This window comes from Pseudomonas sp. MCal1 (assembly GCF_026341415.1).
In the GTDB taxonomy this organism is placed as follows: Bacteria; Pseudomonadota; Gammaproteobacteria; order Pseudomonadales; family Pseudomonadaceae; genus Aquipseudomonas.
The window spans coordinates 53,495-78,145 of the sequence record NZ_JAKUMP010000016.1 but is presented as its reverse complement, the minus strand read 5'-3'; the positions used below and the strand labels follow the sequence as shown (position 1 = coordinate 78,145).

The 24,651-nt window shown below is 62.4% G+C and carries 21 protein-coding genes; 11 read left to right on the top strand and 10 right to left on the bottom strand.

The features are described from left to right. Positions 1-48: 48 nt before the first annotated feature. The 6 genes from accC to gcbA form a co-directional block, all read right to left on the bottom strand. Positions 49-1,404: an acetyl-CoA carboxylase biotin carboxylase subunit gene (accC, locus tag MKZ87_RS24310; protein ID WP_085700981.1), complete on the bottom strand. Its 1,356-nt coding sequence runs from the start codon at positions 1,402-1,404 to the stop codon at positions 49-51. Between the two features lie 17 nt (positions 1,405-1,421). Next, positions 1,422-1,892 carry an acetyl-CoA carboxylase biotin carboxyl carrier protein gene (gene accB / locus MKZ87_RS24305; protein WP_085700980.1) on the bottom strand — a complete coding sequence of 157 codons (471 nt, stop codon included), beginning with the start codon at positions 1,890-1,892 and terminating at the stop codon, positions 1,422-1,424. Positions 1,893-1,916: 24 nt separating this feature from the next. Further along, positions 1,917-2,372 (bottom strand): type II 3-dehydroquinate dehydratase, encoded by a 456-nt coding sequence (aroQ, locus tag MKZ87_RS24300; protein ID WP_007951022.1) that lies wholly within the window; start codon positions 2,370-2,372, stop codon positions 1,917-1,919. A gap of 132 nt (positions 2,373-2,504) precedes the next feature. Next, positions 2,505-4,262: a protein-disulfide reductase DsbD gene (locus MKZ87_RS24295; protein WP_085703456.1), complete on the bottom strand. Its 1,758-nt coding sequence runs from the start codon at positions 4,260-4,262 to the stop codon at positions 2,505-2,507. A 58-nt stretch (positions 4,263-4,320) separates the two neighbouring features. Beyond that, complete coding sequence (locus MKZ87_RS29160) at positions 4,321-5,364, bottom strand: methyl-accepting chemotaxis protein (RefSeq protein ID WP_416383556.1); 1,044 nt, start codon at positions 5,362-5,364, stop codon at positions 4,321-4,323. A 953-nt stretch (positions 5,365-6,317) separates the two neighbouring features. After that, positions 6,318-7,988 carry a diguanylate cyclase GcbA gene (gcbA, locus tag MKZ87_RS24285; protein ID WP_085700977.1) on the bottom strand — a complete coding sequence of 557 codons (1,671 nt, stop codon included), beginning with the start codon at positions 7,986-7,988 and terminating at the stop codon, positions 6,318-6,320. 495 nt (positions 7,989-8,483) lie between these two features. On the opposite strand from gcbA, the gene MKZ87_RS24280 reads away from it, so the two are divergent. The 6 genes from MKZ87_RS24280 to MKZ87_RS24255 all read left to right on the top strand — a co-directional run bounded on the left by MKZ87_RS24280 (position 8,484) and on the right by MKZ87_RS24255 (position 15,175). Continuing rightward, positions 8,484-9,551 (top strand): DUF2333 family protein, encoded by a 1,068-nt coding sequence (locus MKZ87_RS24280; protein WP_085684934.1) that lies wholly within the window; start codon positions 8,484-8,486, stop codon positions 9,549-9,551. 3 nt (positions 9,552-9,554) lie between these two features. After that, positions 9,555-10,112, top strand: coding sequence for an NUDIX hydrolase (locus tag MKZ87_RS24275; RefSeq protein WP_085700976.1), 558 nt, complete (start codon positions 9,555-9,557; stop codon positions 10,110-10,112). A 186-nt stretch (positions 10,113-10,298) separates the two neighbouring features. Next, a complete protein-coding gene (locus MKZ87_RS24270) occupies positions 10,299-10,670 on the top strand; it encodes a translation initiation factor Sui1 (RefSeq protein WP_064379228.1) in 372 nt (123 codons plus the stop codon). Between the two features lie 218 nt (positions 10,671-10,888). After that, a complete protein-coding gene (gene speA, locus MKZ87_RS24265; RefSeq protein WP_085700975.1) occupies positions 10,889-12,802 on the top strand; it encodes an arginine decarboxylase in 1,914 nt (637 codons plus the stop codon). Positions 12,803-13,034: 232 nt separating this feature from the next. Next, positions 13,035-14,384 carry a type VI secretion system Vgr family protein gene (locus tag MKZ87_RS24260; protein ID WP_266202073.1) on the top strand — a complete coding sequence of 450 codons (1,350 nt, stop codon included), beginning with the start codon at positions 13,035-13,037 and terminating at the stop codon, positions 14,382-14,384. Then, positions 14,381-15,175, top strand: a complete 795-nt coding sequence (locus tag MKZ87_RS24255; RefSeq protein WP_085700973.1) for a DUF4123 domain-containing protein — start codon at positions 14,381-14,383, stop codon at positions 15,173-15,175. Before MKZ87_RS24260 ends, MKZ87_RS24255 begins: the two co-directional genes overlap by 4 nt. Positions 15,176-15,184: 9 nt before the next feature. Here MKZ87_RS24255 and MKZ87_RS24250 read toward each other — a convergent pair whose 3' ends face one another. Then, a complete protein-coding gene (locus MKZ87_RS24250; protein WP_266202072.1) occupies positions 15,185-16,534 on the bottom strand; it encodes an MATE family efflux transporter in 1,350 nt (449 codons plus the stop codon). A 37-nt stretch (positions 16,535-16,571) separates the two neighbouring features. Further along, entirely contained in the window at positions 16,572-16,865 is a 294-nt protein-coding gene (locus MKZ87_RS24245) for a hypothetical protein (RefSeq protein ID WP_064379237.1), read from the bottom strand. Between the two features lie 143 nt (positions 16,866-17,008). Between MKZ87_RS24245 and MKZ87_RS24240 the strand changes: the two genes are divergently transcribed. The 5 genes from MKZ87_RS24240 to MKZ87_RS24220 all read left to right on the top strand — a co-directional run bounded on the left by MKZ87_RS24240 (position 17,009) and on the right by MKZ87_RS24220 (position 21,421). Beyond that, a complete protein-coding gene (locus MKZ87_RS24240) occupies positions 17,009-17,311 on the top strand; it encodes a MazG-like family protein (RefSeq protein ID WP_007951009.1) in 303 nt (100 codons plus the stop codon). Beyond that, the gene (locus tag MKZ87_RS24235; protein ID WP_266202071.1) at positions 17,311-18,060 is read left to right on the top strand and encodes a methyltransferase; all 750 of its coding nucleotides are present in this window, start codon (positions 17,311-17,313) and stop codon (positions 18,058-18,060) included. The genes MKZ87_RS24240 and MKZ87_RS24235 overlap by 1 nt, the downstream gene beginning before the upstream one ends. 12 nt (positions 18,061-18,072) lie before the next feature. After that, positions 18,073-18,684 carry a DUF4136 domain-containing protein gene (locus MKZ87_RS24230; protein ID WP_085700970.1) on the top strand — a complete coding sequence of 204 codons (612 nt, stop codon included), beginning with the start codon at positions 18,073-18,075 and terminating at the stop codon, positions 18,682-18,684. A 50-nt stretch (positions 18,685-18,734) separates the two neighbouring features. Next, positions 18,735-19,292: a DUF4136 domain-containing protein gene (locus MKZ87_RS24225; RefSeq protein WP_085700969.1), complete on the top strand. Its 558-nt coding sequence runs from the start codon at positions 18,735-18,737 to the stop codon at positions 19,290-19,292. A 149-nt stretch (positions 19,293-19,441) separates the two neighbouring features. Further along, complete coding sequence (locus MKZ87_RS24220; protein WP_266202070.1) at positions 19,442-21,421, top strand: TadG family pilus assembly protein; 1,980 nt, start codon at positions 19,442-19,444, stop codon at positions 21,419-21,421. Here MKZ87_RS24220 and MKZ87_RS24215 read toward each other — a convergent pair. Beyond that, entirely contained in the window at positions 21,391-24,150 is a 2,760-nt protein-coding gene (locus MKZ87_RS24215; RefSeq protein WP_266202069.1) for an ATP-binding protein, read from the bottom strand. The genes MKZ87_RS24220 and MKZ87_RS24215 overlap by 31 nt on opposite strands. Next, positions 24,147-24,587 (bottom strand): TadE/TadG family type IV pilus assembly protein, encoded by a 441-nt coding sequence (locus MKZ87_RS24210; protein ID WP_085703465.1) that lies wholly within the window; start codon positions 24,585-24,587, stop codon positions 24,147-24,149. The genes MKZ87_RS24215 and MKZ87_RS24210 overlap by 4 nt, the downstream gene beginning before the upstream one ends. Positions 24,588-24,651 lie beyond the last annotated feature (64 nt).

The window sequence follows — 24,651 nt, the reverse complement described above, 5'->3', positions numbered from 1 at the left end:
TAAAAAAACCCGATCCACAGGGATCGGGTTTTTCATGCCGCTTCAGCCTTACGACTGTTTGGCCAGCTTGTGCTCGAGGTAGTGAATATTCACGCCCCCTTTGCAGAAGCCTTCGTCACGGGTCAGATCACGGTGCAGAGGGATGTTGGTCTTGATCCCGTCGACCACGATTTCGTCCAGGGCATTGCGCATGCGGGCCATGGCTTCGTCGCGGGTCGCGCCGTAAGTGATCAGTTTGCCGATCAGCGAGTCGTAGTTCGGCGGAACGGCATAACCGCTGTACAGGTGCGAATCGACGCGAACGCCGTTGCCGCCTGGAGCGTGGAAATGCTTGACCGTCCCCGGGCTCGGCATGAAGGTGCGTGGGTCTTCGGCGTTGATCCGGCACTCCAGCGCGTGGCCGCGGATGACCACATCTTCCTGGCGGATCGACAGCTTGTTGCCGGCGGCAATGCTGAGCATTTCCTTGACGATGTCGACACCGGTGACCATTTCCGAAACCGGGTGCTCCACCTGAACACGGGTGTTCATTTCGATGAAGTAGAAACGACCGTTCTCGTACAGGAACTCGAAGGTGCCGGCGCCACGGTAGCCGATGTCGATGCACGCCTGGACGCAGCGGGCGAAGACTTCCTGGCGGGCCTTCTCGTCGATGCCCGGTGCCGGCGCTTCTTCGAGAACCTTCTGGTGACGGCGTTGCAGCGAGCAATCGCGGTCGCCCAGATGGATGGCGTTGCCCTGGCCGTCGGACAGAACCTGCACTTCGACGTGACGCGGGTTGGTCAGGAATTTTTCCAGATAGACCATCGGGTTGCCGAACGCCGCGCCCGCTTCGGAGCGGGTCAGTTTCGCCGAGGCGATCAGGTCTTCTTCCTTGTGCACCACGCGCATGCCGCGACCACCACCGCCGCCGGCGGCCTTGATGATCACCGGATAGCCGACTTCACGACCGATGCGCAGCGCCGTTTCCTCGTCTTCCGGCAGCGGGCCGTCGGAACCTGGAACGGTTGGCACGCCCGCTTCGATCATCGCGTGCTTGGCCGATACCTTGTCGCCCATCAGGCGAATGGTTTCGGCTTTCGGGCCGATGAAGGCGAAGCCGGAGTTCTCGACCTGCTCGGCGAAATCAGCGTTTTCCGCAAGGAAACCGTAGCCTGGGTGAATGGCGGTAGCGCCGGTCACTTCAGCGGCCGCAATGATTGCCGGGATGTGCAGGTAGGATTGCGCGGCAGAAGCCGGGCCGATGCAGACGGATTCGTCTGCCAGACCCAGGTGCATCAGCTCTTTGTCGGCCTTGGAGTAAACGGCGACGGTCTTGATGCCCATCTCTTTGCAGGCACGCAGAATCCGCAGGGCGATCTCACCGCGGTTAGCGATCAGAACTTTTTCCAACTTCGCAGTCATCAAAGGCTCTCCGCAGTTCAAACGATGGTGAACAGCGGTTGGTCGTACTCAACCGGCTGGCCGTCTTCGACGAGGATGGACTCGATCACACCGCTGGTTTCAGCTTCGATGTGGTTCATCATCTTCATGGCTTCGACGATGCACAGGGTGTCGCCTTTCTTCACGGTCTGGCCGACTTCAACGAAGGCTGGCGAGGTTGGCGAAGATTTGCGATAGAAGGTGCCGACCATCGGCGAACGGGCAACGGTGCCGTTCAGCGCTGGAGCAGCAGCGGCAGCTGGAGCAGCGGCTGCAGCAGCAACCGGAGCGGCAGCGGCGGCAGGTGCAGCGGCCGGAGCCTGCATCGGAGCCGGTGCATAGTACTGCTGCGCCGGGGTCTTGCTGTGACGGCTGATGCGTACGGACTCTTCGCCTTCCTTGATCTCGAGCTCGTCGATGCCGGACTCTTCCAGCAATTCGATCAGTTTCTTAACTTTACGGATATCCATGAATCATCAACTCCCAAGGGTCGGTCAGGGGCGTATAGCTTGTTGTTCAAGCTGCTCTAGTGCAGCCTCCAGGGCCAGTCGATAACCGCTGGCGCCAAGGCCGCAGATCACTCCTACTGCTACATCGGAGAAGTAGGAGTGATGGCGGAAAGGTTCGCGTTTGTGCACGTTGGACAAATGCACTTCGATGAATGGGATGCTCACTCCCAGCAGCGCGTCACGTAATGCGACACTTGTGTGTGTAAATGCTGCCGGGTTGATCAGAATGAAGTCCACACCCTCGCCACGTGCGGCATGGATGCGGTCGATCAATTCGTACTCGGCGTTGCTTTGCAGATACAGCAGATGATGGCCGGCTTCACGGGCGCGGCGTTCCAGGTCCTGATTGATCTGCGCCAGGGTGGTCGACCCGTAGGTCCCCGGTTCCCGGGTGCCGAGCAGGTTCAGGTTGGGGCCGTGCAGCACCAGTAGCGTTGCCATCTGCGTGTTCCTTGTTATGGGTGAGCCTTCGTCAGAACCCGGCGACTATGCCGCAAAGCCTTTGTGACTGTCCAGTTCTCTGCAATAGCCAGCACGATGACCGATGTTTGCGCAAAATATGTGACTGAGTGATTAAATCCGGTCATTCGCTTTGGCAACACGTTCGGCGAAGTCGCTGGCGTTGATCTCGCCGATCACCCGCACATCGCGACGTTCCACCCCGTCCTTGCCGAAGAACATCAGCGCCGGTGGGCCGAACAGGCTGTAGCGGTCGAGCAGGGTGCGCTGTTCGGCATTGCTCGCGGTGATGTCGAAGCGAATCAGCCGATAGCCCTTGAGCCGATTCACGACCGTGGCGTCATTGAGTACTTCGTGTTCGATGACTTTGCAGCTGATGCACCAGTCGGCGTACCAGTCGAGCAGCAGCGGGGTGCCGGCGGTTTTCGCTTCGAGCAGCACCCGGTCCAGTTCTGCCGGGGTGCTGACGGTCTGCCACGAACCGCCGTCTTGCGCCGACAATCCGCTGTCGGCAAGGCGCGCCGGGGCTATCGGATTCAACGGGTCGGTCTGCCCGCTGAACGCGCCGTACCAGCAGGCCAGCGCATAAAACAGCAGGAACATGCCCAGCAACTGGCCGAGGCGTTTGCGCGGCGGTTTGTAGACGAATTCCAGAGCGCCGAGGAACAGGCCGACGCCACCGGCCAGCAAGCCGATCAGCAGCAGCGTGATCTGGCCCGGCAATACCCGGCTGAGCAAACCGATGGCCAACCCGAGCAGCAACACGCCGATGCCGTTTTTCACGTACATCATCCACGGCCCGCTTTTCGGCAGCCACGCCGCGCCGCCAGTGGCGACCAGCAATAACGGCGCGCCCATCCCCAGGCCGAGCATGAACAGCTTCAGGCCGCCGCCCAGCGCGTCGCCACTGGCGCTTATATAAAGCAGCGCGCCGGCCAGCGGGGCGGAAACACACGGCGATACCAGCAAACTCGACACCACACCCAGCACCGCCGCGCCCCACAACGAGCCGCCTTCGGTGCGCCCGGCGATCCGGTCGAGGCGGCTGCTGATGAAGTGCGGCAGTTTCAGCTCGAACACGCCGAACATCGCCAGCGCGAACACCGCAAAGAACATCGCGAACGGCACCAGCACCCACGCCGATTGCAGCCGTGCCTGCAAATTCAGTTGCGCGCCGAACAGCCCCATCAAGGCCCCGAGCAGCGCAAAACAGGCGGCCATCGGCAGCACATAAGCGAGGGAAAGATTGAAACCACGCAAACCGCCGACCTGCCCTCGCAGCACCACGCCGGACAGGATCGGCAGCATCGGCAATACACAAGGCGTGAAGGTCAGCCCCAGACCCGCGAGGAAAAACAGCGCCAGGTCACGCCAGTCCCAACCCGTCACCGGAGTGGACGCGCCACTTGCCAATGCGTTGCCTTCGATGCTCAGGCGTTCGGTTTCCGGCGGATAGCATAGACCCTTGTCGGCACAGCCCTGATAGGTGACGGCCAGTGTGAACGCCCGGGCGTCATTGCGCGGCAGTTCCACGTCGAGAATGCCGTGGTAGACCTCGACGTCGCCGAAATACTCGTCGTGTTTCTGTTCGCCCTGGGGTAACTGTGCGGCACCGAGTTTCACCTCGGCAGGTTCGGCTCGAAACTGGAAGCGATGGCGGTAGAGGTAATAGCCTTCGCTGGCAACGAAGCGCAGTTTGACCGATTGCGGGGTGCTCTCGACCAGGCTCAGTTGAAAGGCTTCGCGCACCGGCAGGAAGTCGGCACTGTTGTTGACCGAGCCCAGTGTGGCGCTGGGTTTGCTGTCAAACAGACCGGCGGCACCGGCCGGCAGGGCGAAGACGAAAAACAGCAGGCAGAGCAGACGGCGCATGACAATCTCGCGAATCAAAGGTGCGGGAATGATAGCGGACTTGGCCCTGCGCTGTGTGTCACACGCGGAACGCTTGCACGGCGGTGTGCAACTGGCCGCCCAGCAAAAGCAGGTTCTCGCCTTGCTCGCGGCCCTGGCCGATGCGCAGCAGATTGGCCCCGCCCAACTGGTGAATCCGCTCGCTGTGATCGCGAATCTCGCTGACCGCGCCGCTCTGTTGTGCGGTGATGTCGGCGATGCGGATCGCGGTGTCGGAAATGGTCTGGATTGCGCCGACAATTTTGTCCAGCGCACCGTCCGCCGATTGCGCCTGATTGGCCGTGGCCTCGGCGTGTTCGACCTGCGCGCGCATGCCCTCGACCGATTGCCTTGCGGCGGTTTGCAGGCCGGCGATCAGGGTCTGGATTTCTGCCGTGGCGCCGGCGGTGCGTTGTGCCAGCGAGCGAACTTCCTCGGCCACTACGGCAAATCCGCGACCCATTTCCCCGGCGCGGGCGGCTTCGATTGCCGCGTTGAGCGCCAGCAGGTTGGTCTGGTCGGCAATCGAGCGGATCACCGTCAGTACGCCGCCGATGGTGGCCGACTCTTCGGCCAGGTGTTCGATCATCTGCGCATTGCCCTGCACCTCGCCGACCAGCGCGTGCAGGCCGGTGAGGCTCTGGCCGATCACTTGTTGCCCGTGTTCGACGGCCAGCCCGGCATGGCGACTGGCGTCGGCAGCCTGGCGTGCATCGCCGGCCACTTGCTGGATGGTCGCTTCCAGTTCGCCGAGGGAATCACGGATCAGCGCGGTATCGCCGGCCTGATGTTCGGCACCGCTGTGCAAGTCATTACTCAGCTCGGCGAGGGTGCGACTGCTGCCCGCCACCTGCTCGGCATTGCCGCGAATGGTCCCGACCAGGTCCACCAAGTAGGCACGCAGGCGATTGAGCGAGGCTTCAATGTCGTGCAGTTCGCGGTTGGTCTTGCCCAGATGAATGTCGCGGCTGAAGTCGCCTTCGGCCCAGGTCGACAGCGCCGGGGCGAGGTTGGTCAGGGTGCGGGCCAGGCGTCGTTGCAGGGTGTCGATCAGCAGCGCGATCAGCAGAATCAGGCCAATCATCACGCCTTGCATCAGGCGCACTTCACCCTGAATCTGCCCATGCTGGGCGCGCACCACCGGTTCAAGACCGGCGATGGCTTGCTGCACGGCGGCGATTTTCTGGTGGGTCGCGGTGCTCAGGTCGGTGCGTTTCTGGATCTGATCGCGGGTGCGCGCCAGCTCCGCCGGATAACGGCCGAGCAAACTGTTGAGTTCGCGTTTGAGGCCGACGCCGGCATCTTCGGCAGCGGCTTTTTCCGTGCTTTCGATGCCCATCATCGCGGCGAAGTCGTCGCTGCCGGACTCACTGCTGGCGACCACGCCGAGCAAGGGCAGGGCCTCGATTGTCTGGGCCTGGGTGCGGATGTTGCTGAGTTCGCGTTCGACATCGGCGGCCAGTTCACTGCGTCCGCTGCTGACCAGCTTGTCCCGGGCCAGCGACAGTTTGCCCAGATGTTGAGAGGCAACCAGCAGGGGCGTTAGATAGGTCGCGTTGCCGCCGGCGTAGGTGCTGAGCTGATCGAGGCTGGCGCTCAATTCGCGTTCGGCCTGCAACAGCAGAGCCTGCGGATCGCCGGCCAGTTTGCCGGCGGCCAGCAGGTCGGTCTTGCTGAATTCATCGAGGCCGGTGAGGCTCGGGCGCAAGGTGTCGGCCAGCGCCGGCGGCAGCTCGCCAAGTTCTTTCTGCAACTGTTCGATGGCCTGGCTGGCGCTGCTCAGGCGAAGGGCGTCGCCGCTGGCAAGGTAGTCCTCGACGTTGCGTGCCACGTCATTCTGAAATTGCTGCGACAGTCCCAGATAACGCTCCATCAACAGATATGGGCGCTCCAGGGCTTTCTGCGACCACCACAGCGTGGCGCCGAGGGCCACGCAGACGGCGACCAGCAAAAGAGTATTGAGATTGGTGAGCAACTTCAGGCGCATGACGGCTACCAACGGCAGAACGGTAAGCGCCTGAATTTATTGCGGTTCTATTACAGGGTTATGACCGATTGGGTCGATTCCGATGAAAAAGTGGCACTTTGCTTTGAGTCGCGCGCGATCTGCACCCGATTGCGTCCTTCGCCCTTGGCGCGGTACAGCGCCTCGTCGGCCTGGCTGGCCATCATCAGGCTGTCGGAGTCGTCGTGCATTTCCACCACGCCAGCGCTGAAGGTGCACCACAGATCCTGCGGCTGGGCCGGATAGTGAATTTCGGCAAAGCGCTGACGGATTTCGTCGAGCACTTTGTGCGCCGCTTCTATATCGGTGTCGGGCATGACGATGGCGAATTCTTCGCCGCCGTAACGGCCGATGAAATCGGTCTTGCGCAGCCGCTGCTTGAGGAACAGCGCCAGGCTCTTGATCACCCGGTCGCCCATGGGATGGCCGTGGCTGTCGTTGACCCGTTTGAAGTGGTCGATGTCGAGCATCGCAAAGCTCAGCGGCTTGTTCTCGCGGCGGGCGCGGAACGAGCAGTCTTCGAGCAATTGCAGAATGTGCGTGTGGTTGTACAGGCCGGTGAGGCTGTCGCGGACCATCCGTGCTTTCAGGTTGCGCGCGCGGGCGGCGCGGTTGCGCACGGTGGTGATCAGGTGGCGCGGCTTGATCGGCTTGGTCAGGAAGTCGTCGCCGCCCTCGCTCATGGCGTCGAGCTGTTTGTCCAGATCGTCCTCGGCCGACAGATAAATGATCGGCACGCTGACATAGCGGTCGTTGTGGCGGATGACTTTCGCCAGCTCGGTACCGGTGCAGGCCGGCATGTACATATCGAGGATGATCAGGTCCGGCTGGAAATCCGCCAGCTCGGCCATCGCCTGGATCGGTTCGATCAGGGTGCGAGTGACGATCCCGGCACTGTTGAGCAGGCGTTCGGTGTGCAAGGCCTGGGCGCGGGAGTCGTCGATGATCAGCACTTTATAGGGTTCGTACTGGGCGACGCAGGTCAGGACCTCGATCTTCTCCAGCAGGCTTGAGGCTTCGAGGGTGCCGGTGAGAAATTCCTGGCCGCCGGCGCGAACCGCTGCGAGGCGGGTCGGGGTGTCGGTTTCGTGCAGGCTGAAAAACAGCAGCGGCAGCGGTTCTTCCAGACCTTGCTGAGCTTCGGCGGCGAGTTTCAGGCCGACGCCGGCGCCGCTGAAGTCCACGTCCATAACAATCGCGGCGGGCAGGCGCTCGACCATCGACGAGCGAAACGCCGCCACACTGTCCAGCGCCTGAGCGCTCAGACCGAAAAACTCCAGCTGCTTGGCCAGACGTTCGGCGCGGTCATGATCCTGCAGCATCACGTAGATCGGTTTGCGCAGGGGCGGCAGGAAAGTCTGGTCAAGCTGATCGCCATGGCGCAGACCGGTGCGCGACAAGCGCTGCATCAAGCGGTTGAGATCGGTGATCAGGCCGCTGCTCAGGCGGCCGCGATTGGCGTCCACCGCTTCCAGCGACTGGCTGATGTGGCGGGCCAGTTGCGTGTGTTCGGGCTGTTCGAAACGCTCGGCAAAACGTAGCAGGCGCAGATTGGCCTCGCTCAGTTCGGCGAGATCGGCAGTGGACCACTCACTGCGTTGCAGGCGCTGCCATATCTCAAGAATCTGACGTGCCTGATGAATTACCCGCTGGGCAAAGTGGTGCTTGAGGCGCTCACGGCTGGGGTCTTCTGGCTCGGTCATATCCTGACTACTAGTTAGGCTGCATGCTGAGATCGACTGGTGGCTCTATGCTAGCACCTCTTTTCCCTTACATGAGTGTCGTACGTCAATAATCTGCGGTGCGGCATCATTCAGTTTCTGACTGGTTGGTTTTGTCCGCGACTTGCTCGTCGATCAAGGGCCCGTAATCCGGGCCTTGAAGGATATTTCCCAGGGCTTTTGAGGACGCTTCCCCTGCGCTGGATGGTCATCGTTTGTCAGGGCTTTCTGATTTTTCCAAGGTCAGCTTCACAAGGGTTTTGCGCTGGCAGGGTCAGGGAAACCCCTACGAGACATTTGCCTGAGCATGACCCTGTGTCACCGGAACGCCGCGCATTTGTGCCTGCGACTATCCTTTCGTTCACTGACGAACACCGCCTGTTTTTTTCCGCGACCCTGATCGCGGGTGCCGGGGCGAGGCACGTTGTTGTATGGTTGTGGTCGAACCGTTGAACCCAAGATTGAAAGGATATCGCCATGCTGGACTGGAAGAACCGCGCGGGCAGCGCGCCTGAACGTGCCGCCGAGCCCAAGTCGGCCGCCCGCAGCTATGTCGGCGGGCTGTTGTTCAGCCGGGCGCTGGCTACGCTGGTTGCCATTTATCTGTTGGTGACCATTGGCCTGGGCTGGTACTGGAGCCAGGAACCGGCGCTGTTTCCCGTGGCGCAGAACGCCCAGGTTGCCGCCGAGAAGGAAGGCAAGCAGATGGTGGTCGGTTACACCACCGTAGAAACCCTGAAAACCGTTGCCGGCACTTTGCTCGACAAGCCGGGTGGCTATATTTCCAACGACCGTTTCCCGCCGGGCCTGTGGATGGACAACATGCCGAGCTGGGAATACGGCGTGCTGGTGCAGGTCCGCGACCTGACCCGCGCCCTGCGCAAGGACTTCGCCCGCTCGCAATCGCAATCGGCTGAAGACGCCGATCTGGCCAAGGCCGAGCCGCGCTTCAACTTCGACAACAAGAGCTGGATCCTGCCGTCCAGCGAGTCGGAATATCAGGAAGGCATCAATTCCCTGAGCCGTTATCAGGCGCGCCTGTCCGACCCGACCCAGAAAAACGCGCTGTTCTATGCCCGCGCCGACAACCTGAACAACTGGCTGGGCGATGTCGGCACCCGTCTCGGTTCGCTGTCGCAACGCCTGTCGGCCAGTGTTGGCCGGGTCAAGCTCAACACCGCGCTGAAAACCGAAGTTCCGGCGGTGGGGGAAGTGCCGCAGGTCGACGAGGAAGTCGTCGAGACTCCGTGGATGCAGATCGACAACGTGTTCTACGAAGCCCGTGGTCAGGCCTGGGCACTGTCGCACTTGCTGCGCGCGATCGAGGTCGATTTCGCCGACGTGCTGGCGAAGAAGAATGCGACTGTCAGCGTGCGTCAGATCATTCGCGAGCTGGAGGCGTCTCAGGAGCCGGTCTGGAGCCCGATGATCCTCAACGGCAGCGGTTTCGGTGTGCTGGCCAACCACTCGCTGGTCATGGCCAACTATATTTCCCGGGCCAACGCCGCCGTGATCGATTTGCGTCAACTGCTCAATCAGGGCTGAGTCATGGATGAGCACGCCAGAGAGGCGGCCCACCGCGCCGCCTCGGATGCCGAACAGATCGCCTGGGTCGACGAGCAGGACAACCTGCTCGGCGCCCTGGTGCGTTCCGACCTGCGCGAGCGCGGGCTGATCGGTCGTGGCACCTACATCATGTTGTTCAACTCCGCCGGTGAACTCTGCGTGCATCGGCGCACGTTGAGCAAAGCCATCTATCCCGGTTACTGGGATGTGGCGGCAGGCGGCATGGTGCAGGCGGACGAGACCTACGCCGAGTCGGCAGCCCGTGAGCTGGAAGAAGAATTGGGCGTGAGTGGCGTCGAGCTGACGGCCCACGACCATTTCTACTTCGAAGACACCGGTAATCGTCTGTGGTGTTCGGCGTTTTCGGCGGTGTGGGACGGGCCGTTGATCCTGCAGCCCGAAGAAGTGCTCGAAGCGCGCTTCATTCCGGTCGAACAGGTCATGCTGGAAATCCAGCAAAAGCCTTATTGCCCGGACTCTCTGGCCGCATTGAAACGCTATCTGAAGGCGCAACAGAGCGACGTCGCAAAGAACACATAAATTGGCGCCGATTGGCACTTAGCAATCGGCGTTTTTGCCGTTACACTGCGCGACCTTTTCAAGCTGTGCCGACCCGCTTTCAGGAGCTCATGGCACAGTAGCGCTGCCCCTGCCTGAGTGGGGCTTCGCGGTCGATAGCCTTGCCCAAGGCTGCGATCAGTCTTTGTCCTCCCGAGAGGATTGCCGGTGGCCAAAAAAGCCGCATCCTTCGCCGCCCTGGGCGGCCTGGTATTTTCCACCGACGCAGGTCGTCATTGCCCGGAATGCAGCAAGCCGGTGGACGCCTGTATCTGCAAGCAAACCGTGATCCCGGCCGGCGACGGCATTGCCCGCGTGCGCCGCGAGAGCAAGGGCCGTGGCGGCAAGACGGTGACCACCATCACCGGCGTGCCTCTGGCCGAAGACGCACTCAAAGAGTTGGCGACAACGTTGAAGAAACGTTGCGGCACCGGCGGTGCGTTGAAAGACGGGGTCATCGAGATTCAGGGCGACCATGTCGAGCTGCTTCTGGCCGAGTTGGTCAAGCACGGTTTCAAGGCGAAGAAGTCCGGCGGCTAGCAGCCTCTGTGAAACCCACCGGCGGCTTGATTCAGCTCCAGAGCGCCTGGGCCTGACGTCGTTTCCATGGTTTTCACAGAGCCTGTTCATGACCGGTTTCTAAACTCAACGCTGTCAGCGCGGTCTACCGCCCCGCTGACGAACCGTCATTTTCATTCTTTAGACTGCGCCGGCCTGAGATCAGGCGACGCACTATGACTTCTTTATAGGGGACTTCGATGTCCGTACGACGCACACGCAAAGACGATGGCAGCCAATGGACAGTTGCGGACAGCCGCAGTGTTTACGGGATTCGCCATTGGGGGGCCGGGTATTTCGCGATCAATGACGCCGGTCGCGTCGAGGTTCGTCCGAACGGCCCGAACAGCTCGCCTATCGATCTGTTCGAACAAGTCGACCAGTTGCGCAAGAGTGGCTTGTCCCTGCCGCTGCTGGTGCGTTTCCCCGACATCCTGCAAGACCGCGTCCGTCAGCTGACCGGTGCGTTCGATGCGAACATCGAGCGTCTGGAATACCAGAGCAAATACACCGCGCTGTACCCGATCAAGGTCAACCAGCAGGAAGCGGTGATCGAAAACATCATCGCCACCCAGAACGTCTCCATCGGTCTGGAAGCCGGTTCCAAGCCCGAGCTGCTGGCGGTGCTGGCACTGGCGCCGAAGGGCGGCACCATCGTCTGCAACGGTTACAAGGACCGCGAGTTCATCCGTCTGGCGCTGATGGGCCAGAAGCTTGGCCACAACGTGTTCATCGTGATCGAGAAAGAATCCGAAGTCGGTCTGGTGATCGAAGAAGCCGCCTCGCTCAAGGTCAAGCCGCAGGTCGGCCTGCGCGTGCGTCTGTCGTCGCTGGCGTCGTCGAAGTGGGCGGACACCGGTGGCGAGAAATCCAAGTTCGGCCTGTCGGCGGCGCAACTGCTGTCGGTGGTCGAGCGTTTCCGCGCGGCCGGGCTGGATCAGGGCATCCGTCTGCTGCACTTCCACATGGGTTCGCAGATTGCCAACCTGGCCGACTACCAGCACGGCTTCAAGGAAGCGATCCGTTACTACGGCGAGCTGCGCAACCTCGGTCTGCCGGTCGATCACATCGATGTCGGCGGTGGCCTGGGTGTCGACTACGACGGTACACACTCGCGCAACGCCAGCTCGATCAACTACGACATGGATGACTACGCCGGTGTCGTGGTCGGCATGCTCAAGGAATTCTGCGATGCGCAGAGCCTGCCGCATCCGCACATCTTCTCCGAAAGCGGTCGTTCGCTGACCGCGCACCACGCCATGCTGGTGGTGCAGGTGACCGACGTCGAGAAACACAACGACGACGTGCCGCAGATCGAGAACAAGGAAGCGCTGCCGGAAACCGTGCAGTGGCTGGTGGACCTGCTCGGCCCGACCGACATCGAAATGGTCACCGAAACCTACTGGCGCGCCACCCACTACATGAGCGACGTGGCTGCCCAATACGCCGACGGCAAGCTGACCCTGGCTGAAAAGGCCTTGGCCGAGCAGTGCTACTTCGCCGTGTGCCGGCGTCTGCACAACTCGCTGAAGGCGCGTCAGCGTTCGCACCGCCAGGTGCTGGACGAACTCAACGACAAGCTGGCCGACAAGTACATCTGCAACTTCTCGGTGTTCCAGAGCCTGCCGGATACCTGGGCGATCGATCAGGTCCTGCCGATCATCCCGCTGCACCGTCTCGACGAAGAGCCGCTGCGTCGTGCCGTTCTGCAAGACCTCACCTGCGACTCCGACGGCAAGATCAACCAGTACGTCGACGAGCAGAGCATCGAGACCAGCCTGCCGGTGCACGCGCTGAACGAAGGTGAAGACTACCTGTTGGGCGTGTTCCTGGTCGGCGCCTATCAGGAGATCCTCGGCGACATGCACAACCTGTTCGGTGACACCGACTCGGTGAACATCTACCAGAACGCCGACGGCAGCGTGTACCACGCCGGCATTGAAACCCACGACACTATCGAAGACATGCTGCGCTACGTGCACCTGTCGCCGGAAGAGCTGATGACCCACTACCGCGACAAGTGCGCCAGTGCCCGCATCAGCGCCAACGAGCGCACTCAGTTCCTCGATGCATTGCGCCTGGGTCTGACCCGCTCCTCTTACCTGTCTTCCTAAGGTCAGGTTCCGCTTTCATCTGGTTGTCTGAAATTTTTCCGCTCAGTGCGGACGTTTCAGACAACCGGGTGAGACGCTTCTTTTTCTCTTTGCGAAACGGCTTGCTTCCAGGCTGGCAAAGTGACGTCGTCTGCTTTTCGCGTAGGTCATTTCCGAATTTGTAGTTCGGCCCTCTACTCGGCCATGGGTCTCGGCGAGAATCCCCGCCCGCCCCCCTGTAGAGAATCCCCCCATGTTCGATCCAGCCGACGAGCCGTCGTTTCGTCTCGATGTAGCGGGCCTGTCCGACTCACTTGAAGTCCTCGCATTCACGGGTTGCGAAGCCATCAGCGAGCCTTTTTCATTCGAAATCGATGTGCTGGTCGATGACCCTCACCTTGACCTTGCAGGCCTGATGTATCGTTCCGCGCGCTTGTGCTTCGGGCCTTGCGGCAATGGTATTCACGGCCAGTTGCACAGCCTTGTCCAGCATGAACAGCGGCGCGGTGCGCGGTTGTTTCAGGCGCGGCTCGGGCCGCGGCTTAGCTGCCTGGGCCTGCGTAACAGCCAGCGCATCTTCACTGATCTCTCGATACCGCAGATTCTTGATCAGGTGCTCAGGGAGCACGGAATCAGTGGCGCCCGACGCCGATTCGATCTGCAAGGCGCGTATCCGCCCCTGACATTCTGCACCCAGTACGGCGAGTCGGATCTGCAACTGTTGCAGCGGTTGTGCGGCCAGGCACGCATTCACTACCACTTCGAACACGGGAGCCGGGGACATTGCCTGGTGTTCGGCGACGATCCGGCCCGGCTGCCCCGCGCCGGGAGCCTGCAATTCGAGGGCGAGGAAGGGGAGCCGATTCCGACATTGAGCTGCTGGCAAGTGAGCGAGCACGCGCGCCTGCACACAGAAGGCTCGCGGCAGGCACGTTCGGCGCAGGGGCATTCCGCTTCGCCGACCCTGCGCAGTGGGCACTGGCTGACGATTTCCGGCCAGCCCCTGGATGACTCGAATACGCACTGGCTGGTAAGCCGAATCGAACATCGGGCCGATCAGTCCCTCGAGCCGCCCTACAGCAACCGGATTTTTGCCACTGACCAGTTATCGCTGCCCCGGTCATCTATTGCAGCCCGGGGCGCGCGCATGTGTAGCCCGCAACGTGCATGGGTGGTGTCGGTCGAGGAGGCGCAACCGGATCCCGTGCGGCCGGTGGCCGTTCAGTTCGACTGGCTCTATCAGGGGGAAGGGGCCCGCCCCAGCCACTGCTGGCTGCCGGTGGCGCCGGCGTTGGCCGAAATGCAGATGGCGTCATTGAAGGACGGGGTAGAGGTGGTGGTGAGTTTTCTGGAAGGTGACCCTGAGCAGCCCGTGATCAGCGGCGTCCTGCAGGTCCCGGCACTGACCGAAGTCATCGAGGATGATGCACCGTCACCGCTGCCCTCGCGTATGGCGAGCGTGGGCCTGCCTCAATGGTTGAAAGCGGCCGAGCCATTATTGCTGTTGTGCCTGATACCCGGAGGCGGCAGTTATCACCATTGCGCGGCGTCACTGTGCAGCTGTCGATTGGTCGCCGGGCTCAAATCGAGCAACGGAAGATGAGCCTCGCGACTCCCGGACGGCACGCTCAGTGGTTATTGCTGGACATCGCACAGGCGCCGCAGGCCGTGCAGACGTTACGCCATGGATTTGCCGGTGTGCACAGCCTGAAGCTGTTTGACGGTACGGAGTTTCAGCCTGTCAGTGAACAGGGCCCGTGGTTGATCGATTTGCGCGACAGCCCGGCGCTGTCGGCGCTCTGCCACACCGATCCGTTGACCTGGCAAGGTCTGCTGCTGGGCAGCGAGGCCTCGGAGCCGTCATTGCGCGAACACTTGCAGCGGATGCTGACCGTGTCTGTCGGCCTGAACCATCGGGCATTGCTCAATTTCTACAATCGGCAGACCGCCAGCTACTTTTTCGATGCCTGCGACGCCCGACAATTGAGCTGCTGGCTCGGACCGATCGGATGGCTGCGCTGGTTCGGCGGGACCTGGGCCGATCTGGCCGGCGGCAGCCAGGGCTGGCAGCAACTGCGCAATCCGGGACTGGCCGTGGAGCCGCTGCGGATCGAACAAAGCCTGACCCGCCGACAGCGCGAACGTCTGCACCGTTGTCTGCTGGATCAGCAGGTCTGGCGCTGGAGTCAGGCGATGGGAAACGACTATCGGCTGATCTCATCCTTTCAGGAGCAAGGCCTGGAACTGGGGTTCAGCGAGCAGGCGTTGCTGGACGACTGGTTGTGGCTGCGTTTGCAGCATCCGCATGCCGAGCTGACACCGCTGCCACATGGATTGACCCCACGGGAACGGCTTGAGCTGTTGCGTCGGCGCTGGCTCGACGACCCGTCATGAGGCGCCGCTTCAGTGAGCGGCACCGTTGAACCAGCCATCGGTGCGCCGCAGCCACCACGCCAGGCCCCCGAGCGTCAGGCTGCGCAGCACCATGAACAACAGGAATGAAATCCACAGGCCGTGATTGCCCAGACCTTGCAGCGCCCAGGCGACAGGCAGCAACAGGATCACGGTCGCCAGCATGCCGTTGCGCATTTCCCGGGCGCGGGTGGCACCGATGAACAGGCCGTCGAGCAAGTAGCTCCAGACCGCGATCAACGGCAGGACGGCGAGGTAGGGCAGGTAGATGAACGCGGTCTCGCGCACGCTCTGGATGTCGGTCTGCATTTCGATGAACAAGTGGCCGGCCAACAGAAACAGTGCCGCGAAGCCCAGGCTCGCCAGCAACGACCAGCCACCTGCAACCACCAGCGACCGGCGCAGGGCCAGACGATCGCGGGCGCCGATGGCGTGGCCGCACAGGGCTTCGACGGCGTGAGCCAGACCGTCCAGCGCGTGGGCGGTCAGCAGCAGGCCGTTGAGCAGCAGCGCGTTGGCCGCGACCGTGGCATCGCCCAGTCGCGCGCCCTGTACGGTGATCAGGAAAAACACCGATTGCAGCGCCAGGCTGCGGATGAAAATGTCGCGGTTGACCGCCAGCAGCGGGCGCCAGCTCTGCCAGATTTTCAGGGCGGCCCAGGCGATGTGTCTGGGATAGGCGCGCAGTGCCTTGCGAGTCATCCACAGGCCGAGCAGGGCGCCGCTCCATTCGGCGATCACCGAGGCTCGGGCCGAACCGACCACGCCCCAGTCCAGACCCATCACGAACCACAGGTTGAGCACGATGTTGATCAGGTTGGTGCTTAGCAGAATCGCCAGCGGTGCCTGGGCGTTCTGCGTGCCGAGGAACCAGCCGACCAGCGCATAACTGGCCAGCGCCGCCGGCAACCCGAACAGCCGGGTGTGGAAGAAGTCGCGGGTCAGTTGATCCAGTTCCGCCGACGGTTGCATGAAGTGCAGCGCGACTCCGCTCAGCGGTACGCCCAGGGTTCCGAGCAACAGCGCCAACCCCATCGCCAGCAACAGGCCCTGAAGCAGAATCTGCCGCAAGGCCGCGCCGTCGCTGCGCCCGGCGGCCTGCGCGGCGAAACCGGTGGTGCCCATGCGCAGAAAACCCATGGCCCAGGCCAGAAAGGTGTACAGGCTGGCGCCGACGGCCACTGCGCCCAATTGATGGGCATGAGGCAGATGCCCGATGACGGTGCTGTCGACCAGCGCCACCAGCGGCACGGAAATGTTGGAGAGGATCATGGGGGCGGCGAGGGCCCAGACCCGGTGATGGGTCGGGCGGTCGCGCCAGTCGGTGATCAGGTTGGACATGCGGGCTCCTTGGGGAGCGGCATTGTAGCGGCAGGTGTCAGTGAATGATCCAGCTCAACAGCCATAATCCCAGCAGCAACCAGATGATCCCGGCAATGATCGAGGCATTCATGAACGCGCGGATCGCCGACCACAAAAGCATCAGGCCAACGATCAGCGCGATGATGCTGATGATCGACGTGTCCATGCCCAACGCCCTCGACAGCCCGTCGACGAAGTTGCCGCCGGCGTTGCCCAGCAGATTGAACAGGCCGCTGAGGCCATCGACGATGAAGCGGATGATCGAGCCGAGCGCCTGGCCCAGCCATTCGAAAAAGCTTTCTACCTGCATGTCTGTTTCCTGATGAAAGAGCTGAGCCTTGGGCCGCAGCGGAGGCGGTCGAGTTCCCTGCAAGCATAGAGGGTTTTAACGGGCGACTGGCGCTTGCCTTCGATACGCATCCCCCCGAAGCTATACGCCTTCAGGAGAGCCCGATGAACCTTGTTGAACTGACCGAACGCCTGCACGCCATTCGCGACCGCAATGACTGGCGGCAATTTCACAGCCCGAAAAACCTGGCCATGGCCGCCAGCGTGGAAATGTCCGAACTGGTGGAAATCTTCCAGTGGCTGACCGAAGACCAGTCCCGCCAATTGCCGGCGGACAAACTCGCCCACGCCGGGCAGGAAGTCGGCGACATCGTTCTGTATCTGTTGCTGCTGTGCAGCGAACTGGGGCTGGACATGAATGAAGTGGTGCGCAGCAAACTCGCCGACAGCGAACGGCGGTTCAGCTGATGAGCGACCGTCATTTCGATCAGCTGGCGACCCGCTTCGCCGAAAAAATCTACGGTGGCGCCAAAGGCGCGATCCGCCTCGCGGTGCTGCAGGCCGACCTCGTCGAAGCCCTGCCGGATCGTCCGTTGCGGGTGCTGGACATTGGCGGCGGCCTGGGCCACATGTCGCTATGGCTGGCCGAGCGCGGGCACCAGGTGACCTTCACCGAGCCAGCCGAACCGATGCTTGAAGGCGCACGCCAGCGCTTTGCCGACGCCGGGCAAACCGCGACGTTCATTCAGGCGCCCTGGCAGGAACTGCTCGGCCAGCTCACCGAACCCTACGATCTGGTGCTGTGCCATGCGGTGCTGGAATGGCTGGTCGAACCCCACGCGATCCTGCCGGTGCTGCATCAGTTGACCAAGCCCGGCGGCTGGCTGTCGCTGGCGTTCTACAACCGCGATGCGCTGATTTACCGGAACCTGCTCAAAGGCCATTTCAAGAAAATGCGCAAGAACGACATGGCCGGTGAAAAGCAGAGCCTGACCCCGCAACAGCCACTCGATCCACGGGAACTGGCGACGCAACTCGCCGGGTTGTGGCAGGTCGAAACCCAGAGCGGGGTGCGGGTTTTTCACGATTACATGCCGGTGGAATTCCAGGCCCGCGCCGAATTGATTGATTTGCTCGAGATGGAGCTCGCCCACCGTCGTCACCCAAGCTTCGCCGGGCTTGGGCGCTACTTGCACTGGATCTGCCGGCCGATCTGATCGGAGCGAGATATGAAAGGTCATTCAGGGTTATTGCTGATCTGTCTGGGGCTGGCCGCCTGCCAGGGCAGCAACCCTTACGTGGCGCAGTCGCGGCCGTTGCCACCGGCGCCACCGCAAGCGGCGACCACCTTCGACCGCAGCGCCTATCCCGCGCCGCCTCGGGATTACGGGCGCTATCGCAGCTGGGCGTGGCTCAACGGTCAGCTGCCGCCGGGCACGGCCTGGGCGGATTCGGCGCAAGTGGCCGAAGCCGTGAGCAGTGCACTGGACCAGCGTGGTTTGCGTCCGCTGCATGACAATCGCCCGGCCGACCTGCTGGTCAGTGCCCGCCTGAGCCTGGAAACCCGCCTGCGTCAGGTGCAGGACGATTACGGTTACTACGGCGGCTATGGCGGTTATGACCGTTACGGCCGGGGTTACGGGATGTACAACACGGTGCCGATCGTGCGGACCTATCAGGAACAGGTCGTGGTGGTGCGAGTCGATCTGTTCGACGCCGGCAGTGGTCAGCCGGTCTGGAGCGCCAGCGCCGAAACCGGTACCCAGGGCAAGCAAGGTGATCGCACCGACGCGATTCGGGAGGCTGTCGAAAAGGCCATGTCGGCGTATCCTCCCGGTTAGCTTCCCGCCAATGAGAAGCTCAGGTTCATGTCTTCCACCGGAGAAAAACCATGTTCCGCCGTCTCGCTTTACTGGCCGTGGCCGCACTGCTCAGTGCCTGTGCCGCCAACCAGGTCAATCATGACTTCGACGCCAGCCGCGACTTTGCCGCTTATCGCAGCTGGAGCTGGAAAGACCCCGCCCTGCAATACCGCCCCGACGATCCACGGATCAAGAGCGACCTGACCGAACAACGCATCCGGCAGGCCGTCGCCGATCAACTGGATCAGCGTGGCCTTCGCCCTGCCGCTTCGGGCGCCCGAGGTGATCTGAATGTACAGACCTACCTGATCGTCGAGGACCGTCAGCAACAGGTGACCACCAACTACGGTGGCGGTTGGGGTGGCCCATGGAACGGGTATTGGGGCGCCCCGATGTACAACGAAACCCGCAACATCACCTACAAGGTGGCGACCATCCAGATCGATCTGCTCGACGGCAAGGACGGCAAACTGGTGTGGCGCGGCAGCGACGAGCAAATGCTCAGCAGCACGCCGAACCCGGCAGATCGCAGTAACGCCATCCGCGAAACCGTGACGCGGATCCTGTCCAACTATCCACCGCGCTGAATTTGCTGAAAAACGACGGGAGCCCATGGCTCCCGTTTTTTATGGGCAAGTGAAACTGGCGCGTTGCCAGCAGTGTCGATGCAGCGCGTCTACACTCAAACCCACCAATGGAGGTTGCGCCCGGCCGTGCGCCGGCAAAGGAGTGCGCCATGTCGCGTCATCCGCCGTTCATCGATCCTGCCCGGCAGCGGGGGGCCATCGGCCTGATGGCGGCCGCCACGCTCAGCCTGGCGCTGGTGTTGATGCTGCTGGTGGTGGACAGCGGCCGCTTGTACCTTGAGCGTCGTCACCTGCAACAGATAGCCGATGTCGCTGCCCTGGAAGCCGCGACCCGTGGCGGCAATTGCGGCACCGGGGCCACGGCCAACGCCTATGCGCAGGCCAGCGTCGTTCGTAACAATTTCCCGATTCCCAGTGCAGGTCGCGCCTTGGCGGTCGCCTGCGGCACCCTGAACCTGGACGCCAGCAATCTGCGGGTGTTTGCCGCCAACGCCGCCAGCACGGATGCAATCCGCGTTGTCGTCAGTCACACCGTGCCTCAGAGTTTTGCCGGTGCCATCGGCGGGATGTTCGGCGGCGCGGGGCGCAATGCAACCATCAACCTCAGCGCCACGGCGGTTGCAGCATTGCCGCCACCATTGGCTTCACTGACCATCCGCAGCACCACATTGAGTGTCGATACAGGCCGGTCGGCCGTGCTCAATGCGCTGTTCGGCGGATTGCTGGGTGGCAACCTCACGCTCAGCGCCGCGAGCTGGAATGGTCTGGTCAACACCAACATCAACCTGCTCGGCTATCTGGACCGGTTGAAAGTCGATATAGGCCTCAGTGCCGGTGGTTACGAGCAGGTACTCGGCAACACCATCGCGGTCAGTCAGCTCGTCCAGACCGCGATCAACGTCCTTGACCCCAACGGCACCCTGAGTGCCACGGCGACTATCCTCGGGTTGCAGGCAATCAAGGCGGCGGCCGGCGCGACACAAGTAGTACTGGGCAATCTGCTGAACGTTCAGGCCGGTACTCAGGCCACGGCGCTGGCGGTGGACTTGCGGGCATTCGATCTGATTCAGGGCTTCGTGCAACTGGCCAACAAGCAGAACGGCCTGGTGGCCAGCCAGACGATCAACCTCGGTGTGGCACAAGTCACCGCCCGGGTGCAGGTGCTGGAGCCGTCGCAGTTGTCGGCCATCGGCAACCCTCGGTTGGCGGCCGCCAACCCCCTGGGACCGAACCGGATTTATGTGAAGACCGCGCAGGTGCGAACGCTGTTGTCGGTCAATCTGCCGTTGCTGGATACGATCCTGTCGCTGGTCAACGGCGTGGCCGATCTCGCCGGCCCGTTGACCAATACGTTGAATGCCTTGCTCAACCTGAACCTGGTGGGCGTGATCGATTCGCTGACGTGCGCACTCGGTGCGGCCTGCCAGACACCGTCGATCGAAGTGCTGCCCGGGCCGATTCGTCTCGATGTTGCGCTGGATGTGGCGGCGGCCAATAGCTACGTCACCGCGTTCAGCTGCCTGACGCCGACCAACAAGACCCTGACCACCAACACCACCACTTCGGTCGCTAACCTGAAAATCGGCCACATGGATCCGGCATCGGTGTTCGGCAATAACATCACGCCGCCGACCGTGGTGGTGCAGCCGTTGAAGGTGATCGATATCGGCGTGAAGACCTGCCGACGCTTCCTGGTGTTGCCGGTCAGTTGCGATCCACGCATCCCGTCTGTCGGTGGCGGGCTCGACATCTCGGCCGATACCACCGTCGGCCAGAACGCCAATATCCCCCACGTTTATTCCGCGCCGCCGGCCGCCAGCCTGCCGGAGATCAACCAGCCGCCGTTCTATTACAGCTACGCTACCAGCAACATGGTCAGCAGCCTGAGCGACACCTTGACCAACATCAATCTCAATATGTACGGCCCGACGGGCAGTCTGGTCAGCGGGCTGGGGGCAATTCTGAGTTCAGTGAAGACCTTGCTGGTCACCACCATCAACACCGTACTCAGCCCGCTGCTCGACACCCTGATCAATACCCTGTTGATGGCCCTGGGGATCAACCTCAACCAGGTCGATGTCGGCGCCAATCTGAGTTGTCAGTCGGGGCGGGCGACGCTGGTGATCTGATCGCCCAAGTCAATCGGCAATTCGATGCAGAATCGTGCGCCGTCGTCGCCGTTGCGCACGCTCAGGCGCCCGCCCATGTTCTCGACGATGCCGTAGCTCACTGACAAGCCCAGCCCGGTGCCGACGCCTACCGGTTTGGTGGTGAAGAACGGCTCGAAAATCCGCTCCAGCAAACGCGGGTCGATGCCGCCGCCATTGTCCTCGACCCACAGCCGCACCATCTGTTCGTCAAGTTCGGCACGCACACCGATCCATGGCTGGAAGTCGCGATTGGATTCGCGCTTGCTCAGCAGAGCATCCCGGGCATTTACCATCAGGTTGATCAGCACTTGTTCCAGTTGATCGACGTACCCGCGCACCTGCACCTGAAAATTCGCTTCGCCGATCCGCAGCTCGACCCCCTTGCCGCGCAGGCCTTCGGACAGCAGCGAAAGGGTGCCTTCGATGGCGTCGAGCGGATTGAACGGGTGCTGTTCGATTTCCGAGCGCCGGCCGAACACCCGCATGTGATCGACCACCCGCGCCGCCCGCTGGACCTGTGCGTCGATACGGTTGAGTTTGTCGGTCAGGTAATCGATCTGTACATCGCCGTTGCCCAGGCGTTTGAGCACGTTGACGATGGCCATGCGCATCACGTTCAGCGGCTGATTGATCTCATGTGCAAGCCCCGTGGCCATCTCGCCGAGGGTGGCCATTTTCGCACTTTGGGTCAGTTGTTGCTGCGAACGCCGGACCTCGGTGTTGTCGCGGCCCACCGCTTGCACCTCAAGCAGAAGGCCCTGTTCATCGAATACTGCGCGATCCGACCAGATCCACCACGCATGCTCGCGGCCCGGCAGGCGCAGGTTGATTTCGGCGCTGCTCACTGGCGCATCGGGGGTCAGTTGCGCCAGGCGCTGGACGAACGCCTCGCGTTGTTCGTCGGACATCCAGCTGCCCAGATTCACCCCCGGCAGTTGCTCCGGGGCACATTCCAGGTACATCGCCAGTGGCCGGTTGCCGAAGGTCAGGGTCAGGTCCGGGCGATAGCGGCAGATCATCGCCGGCGAATCTTCGACGAGGATGCGGTAGCGTTCTTCGCTGGTCTTGATCCGCTCGGCAGCGAGGGTCGCGTCGGTGACATCCAGCCACAGTCCGACAGCTTCCACCGGCAGACCGAGGTCGTCGCGCAACAGTTTGGCTTCGTCGAGCAGCCAGTGGACGTTGCCTTGAGTATCGAGCATCCGGTAGCGGGTGCTCACCGAACCCTCGCGCAGCAACTGCCGGGTACGTTCGAAGTACGCCGCACGATCCTCGGGATGCACATGATTCACCAGCCCGCCATCGGCGCAATCGGCGAGGCCCCAGCCCAGCAGCGGTTGCAGGCTGGCGCTGAAAAATGTCGGCTGCAACGCACCTTCGACATAACGCTGCACATAGATCACAGCTGGCGCGCTGGCGATCAGGTTGTCCAGTCGCGCATGGGCGGCGGCGGCCTGTTGCTGCTGGTTCTTGATGTCGCTGATGTCGAGCATGAAGCCCACGAGACGCCGCTCGGCACCGATGCCCAGCGATTGGCCCTGCAAACGGAACCACTGCGGTTGCGCCTGATCGTCGGATTGCAGGCGCACGCAGAGTTCCAGCGGCTGACCTTCATCCTGCAACGCTTGCAGTCGGCTGCGCAGTTCTTCGCGGTCGGCCGGGTGTACACGGGCGAACCAGTCCTGGATCGGCAGGCGCCCGGCGCTCAATCCGAGGCAGGTGGCCAGTGCATCGGCCAGCAGCACTTCGGCGCTGTCGCTGAACACCTCCCACCAACCGGTTCCGAGCAGACTTTGCAGGATTTCCAGACGTTCCAGCTGCAAGTGGTGACGATGTTCACGCAGCCGTTCCAGCAGCGGCGCGGCCACGGCGGCGGCCAGTTGCAGCCAGTCGTGATCGTTCAAGTCCGCGGTGTGTGGCTGCACGCTGAAGCAGCCGAAGAGCAGCCACGCCGCCACGCCATGAGCATCGCGATAGGGCACCGCAAACCCTTCGGCGGGGCCGAACACACTGCTCAGGCGAGGATGCTCGGCGGGCAGCACACGTTGCGGTGCAGCGCCGTTGAGGCTGTCGAGGCCGGTGCCCAGGCGCTGATCGGTGTCCCATAACTGCGGAGCATCGGGCGCGCTGTAATGGTGACGGATCTGCCAGCTCCCGGTCTCTTCATCCAGCAGCGCCACGGCCAGGCTAGGCACCTGAAAACGCTGGCTCAGGCACTGCAACTGTTCGCCCAGCACTTGTGGCAGACGCGCCAGGCCGCAGAGCCGCAAGTGGTCGCGGATGTGTGCGGCGAGCCACTGGCACTGCTCGCGGCTGCGCGCCTGACGCCTTTCCCCCAACAGGTCGCCGATGTCCAGCAGTTGCAGAACCCAGCCATCCCCCTGCGGTTGCACCCAGCCGCGCAAATGCAGTGGCGGGCCGGCGAGGCTGAAAAAATCCAGATCGAGCATTTGTCCCTGCCAGTCCGCGGGCACGCCTTCGATCGAAAGCGCGCTGTGCGGCAGCAGGTAATCGAGCAAATGCAGCGTGTGGGTGGCGGACAGTTGTTGCGCCAGCAGATGGCGCAGCGGCCCGGTCAGGTGGGTGACCTGACCTTCGCCATCCAGATGCAGCTGCAAGCCGACGCCGGGCACCATGGGGTTGTCCACGGATGGTGTGGGCGTTTGACGATTGAGCAGGCGGTCGAACAGCTTGTCTCCGGAACTCAAAATTGCAGGCTCGAGCTGGCGGTCAGGTTGGCAGGCAGATTGGGCACCGCGCCGATACCGGGCAAGACCAGAAACGGTAACGCCTGGTTGAGCTTGTTGGTCGGGTAGTTGATGGTGACGGTCAGCAGGCCTCCCGCGTAGGTAACCGTGGCGTCGGTGGTTGCGTTGAAGTTCAGCGCCGGTGGCAGCCAGGTCAGGCGCCGGGCCAGTTCAGCGCGAGCGACGTTCTGGATCGCGGTGGCGTAGTTGGCGGTCGACGGATCCAGGGCCACGCCACGCCGCACGGCTTCGGACGTCGACTGGGTGAAGGCCTGCATCAGCAACATCGGCAGGCTGTAGCTCACGATCCCGTAAAACACTGCAAAGAAAATGACAAAGACCAAGGCAAATTCGATGGCGGCAGCGCCTTTTTGCTTGCGGGGGAGGCCGGTTTTCATGAGCGCGTCTACCCTGACAGTCACTACGTAGTATCAGCATAGAATCATTCAGCCAAAACGGACG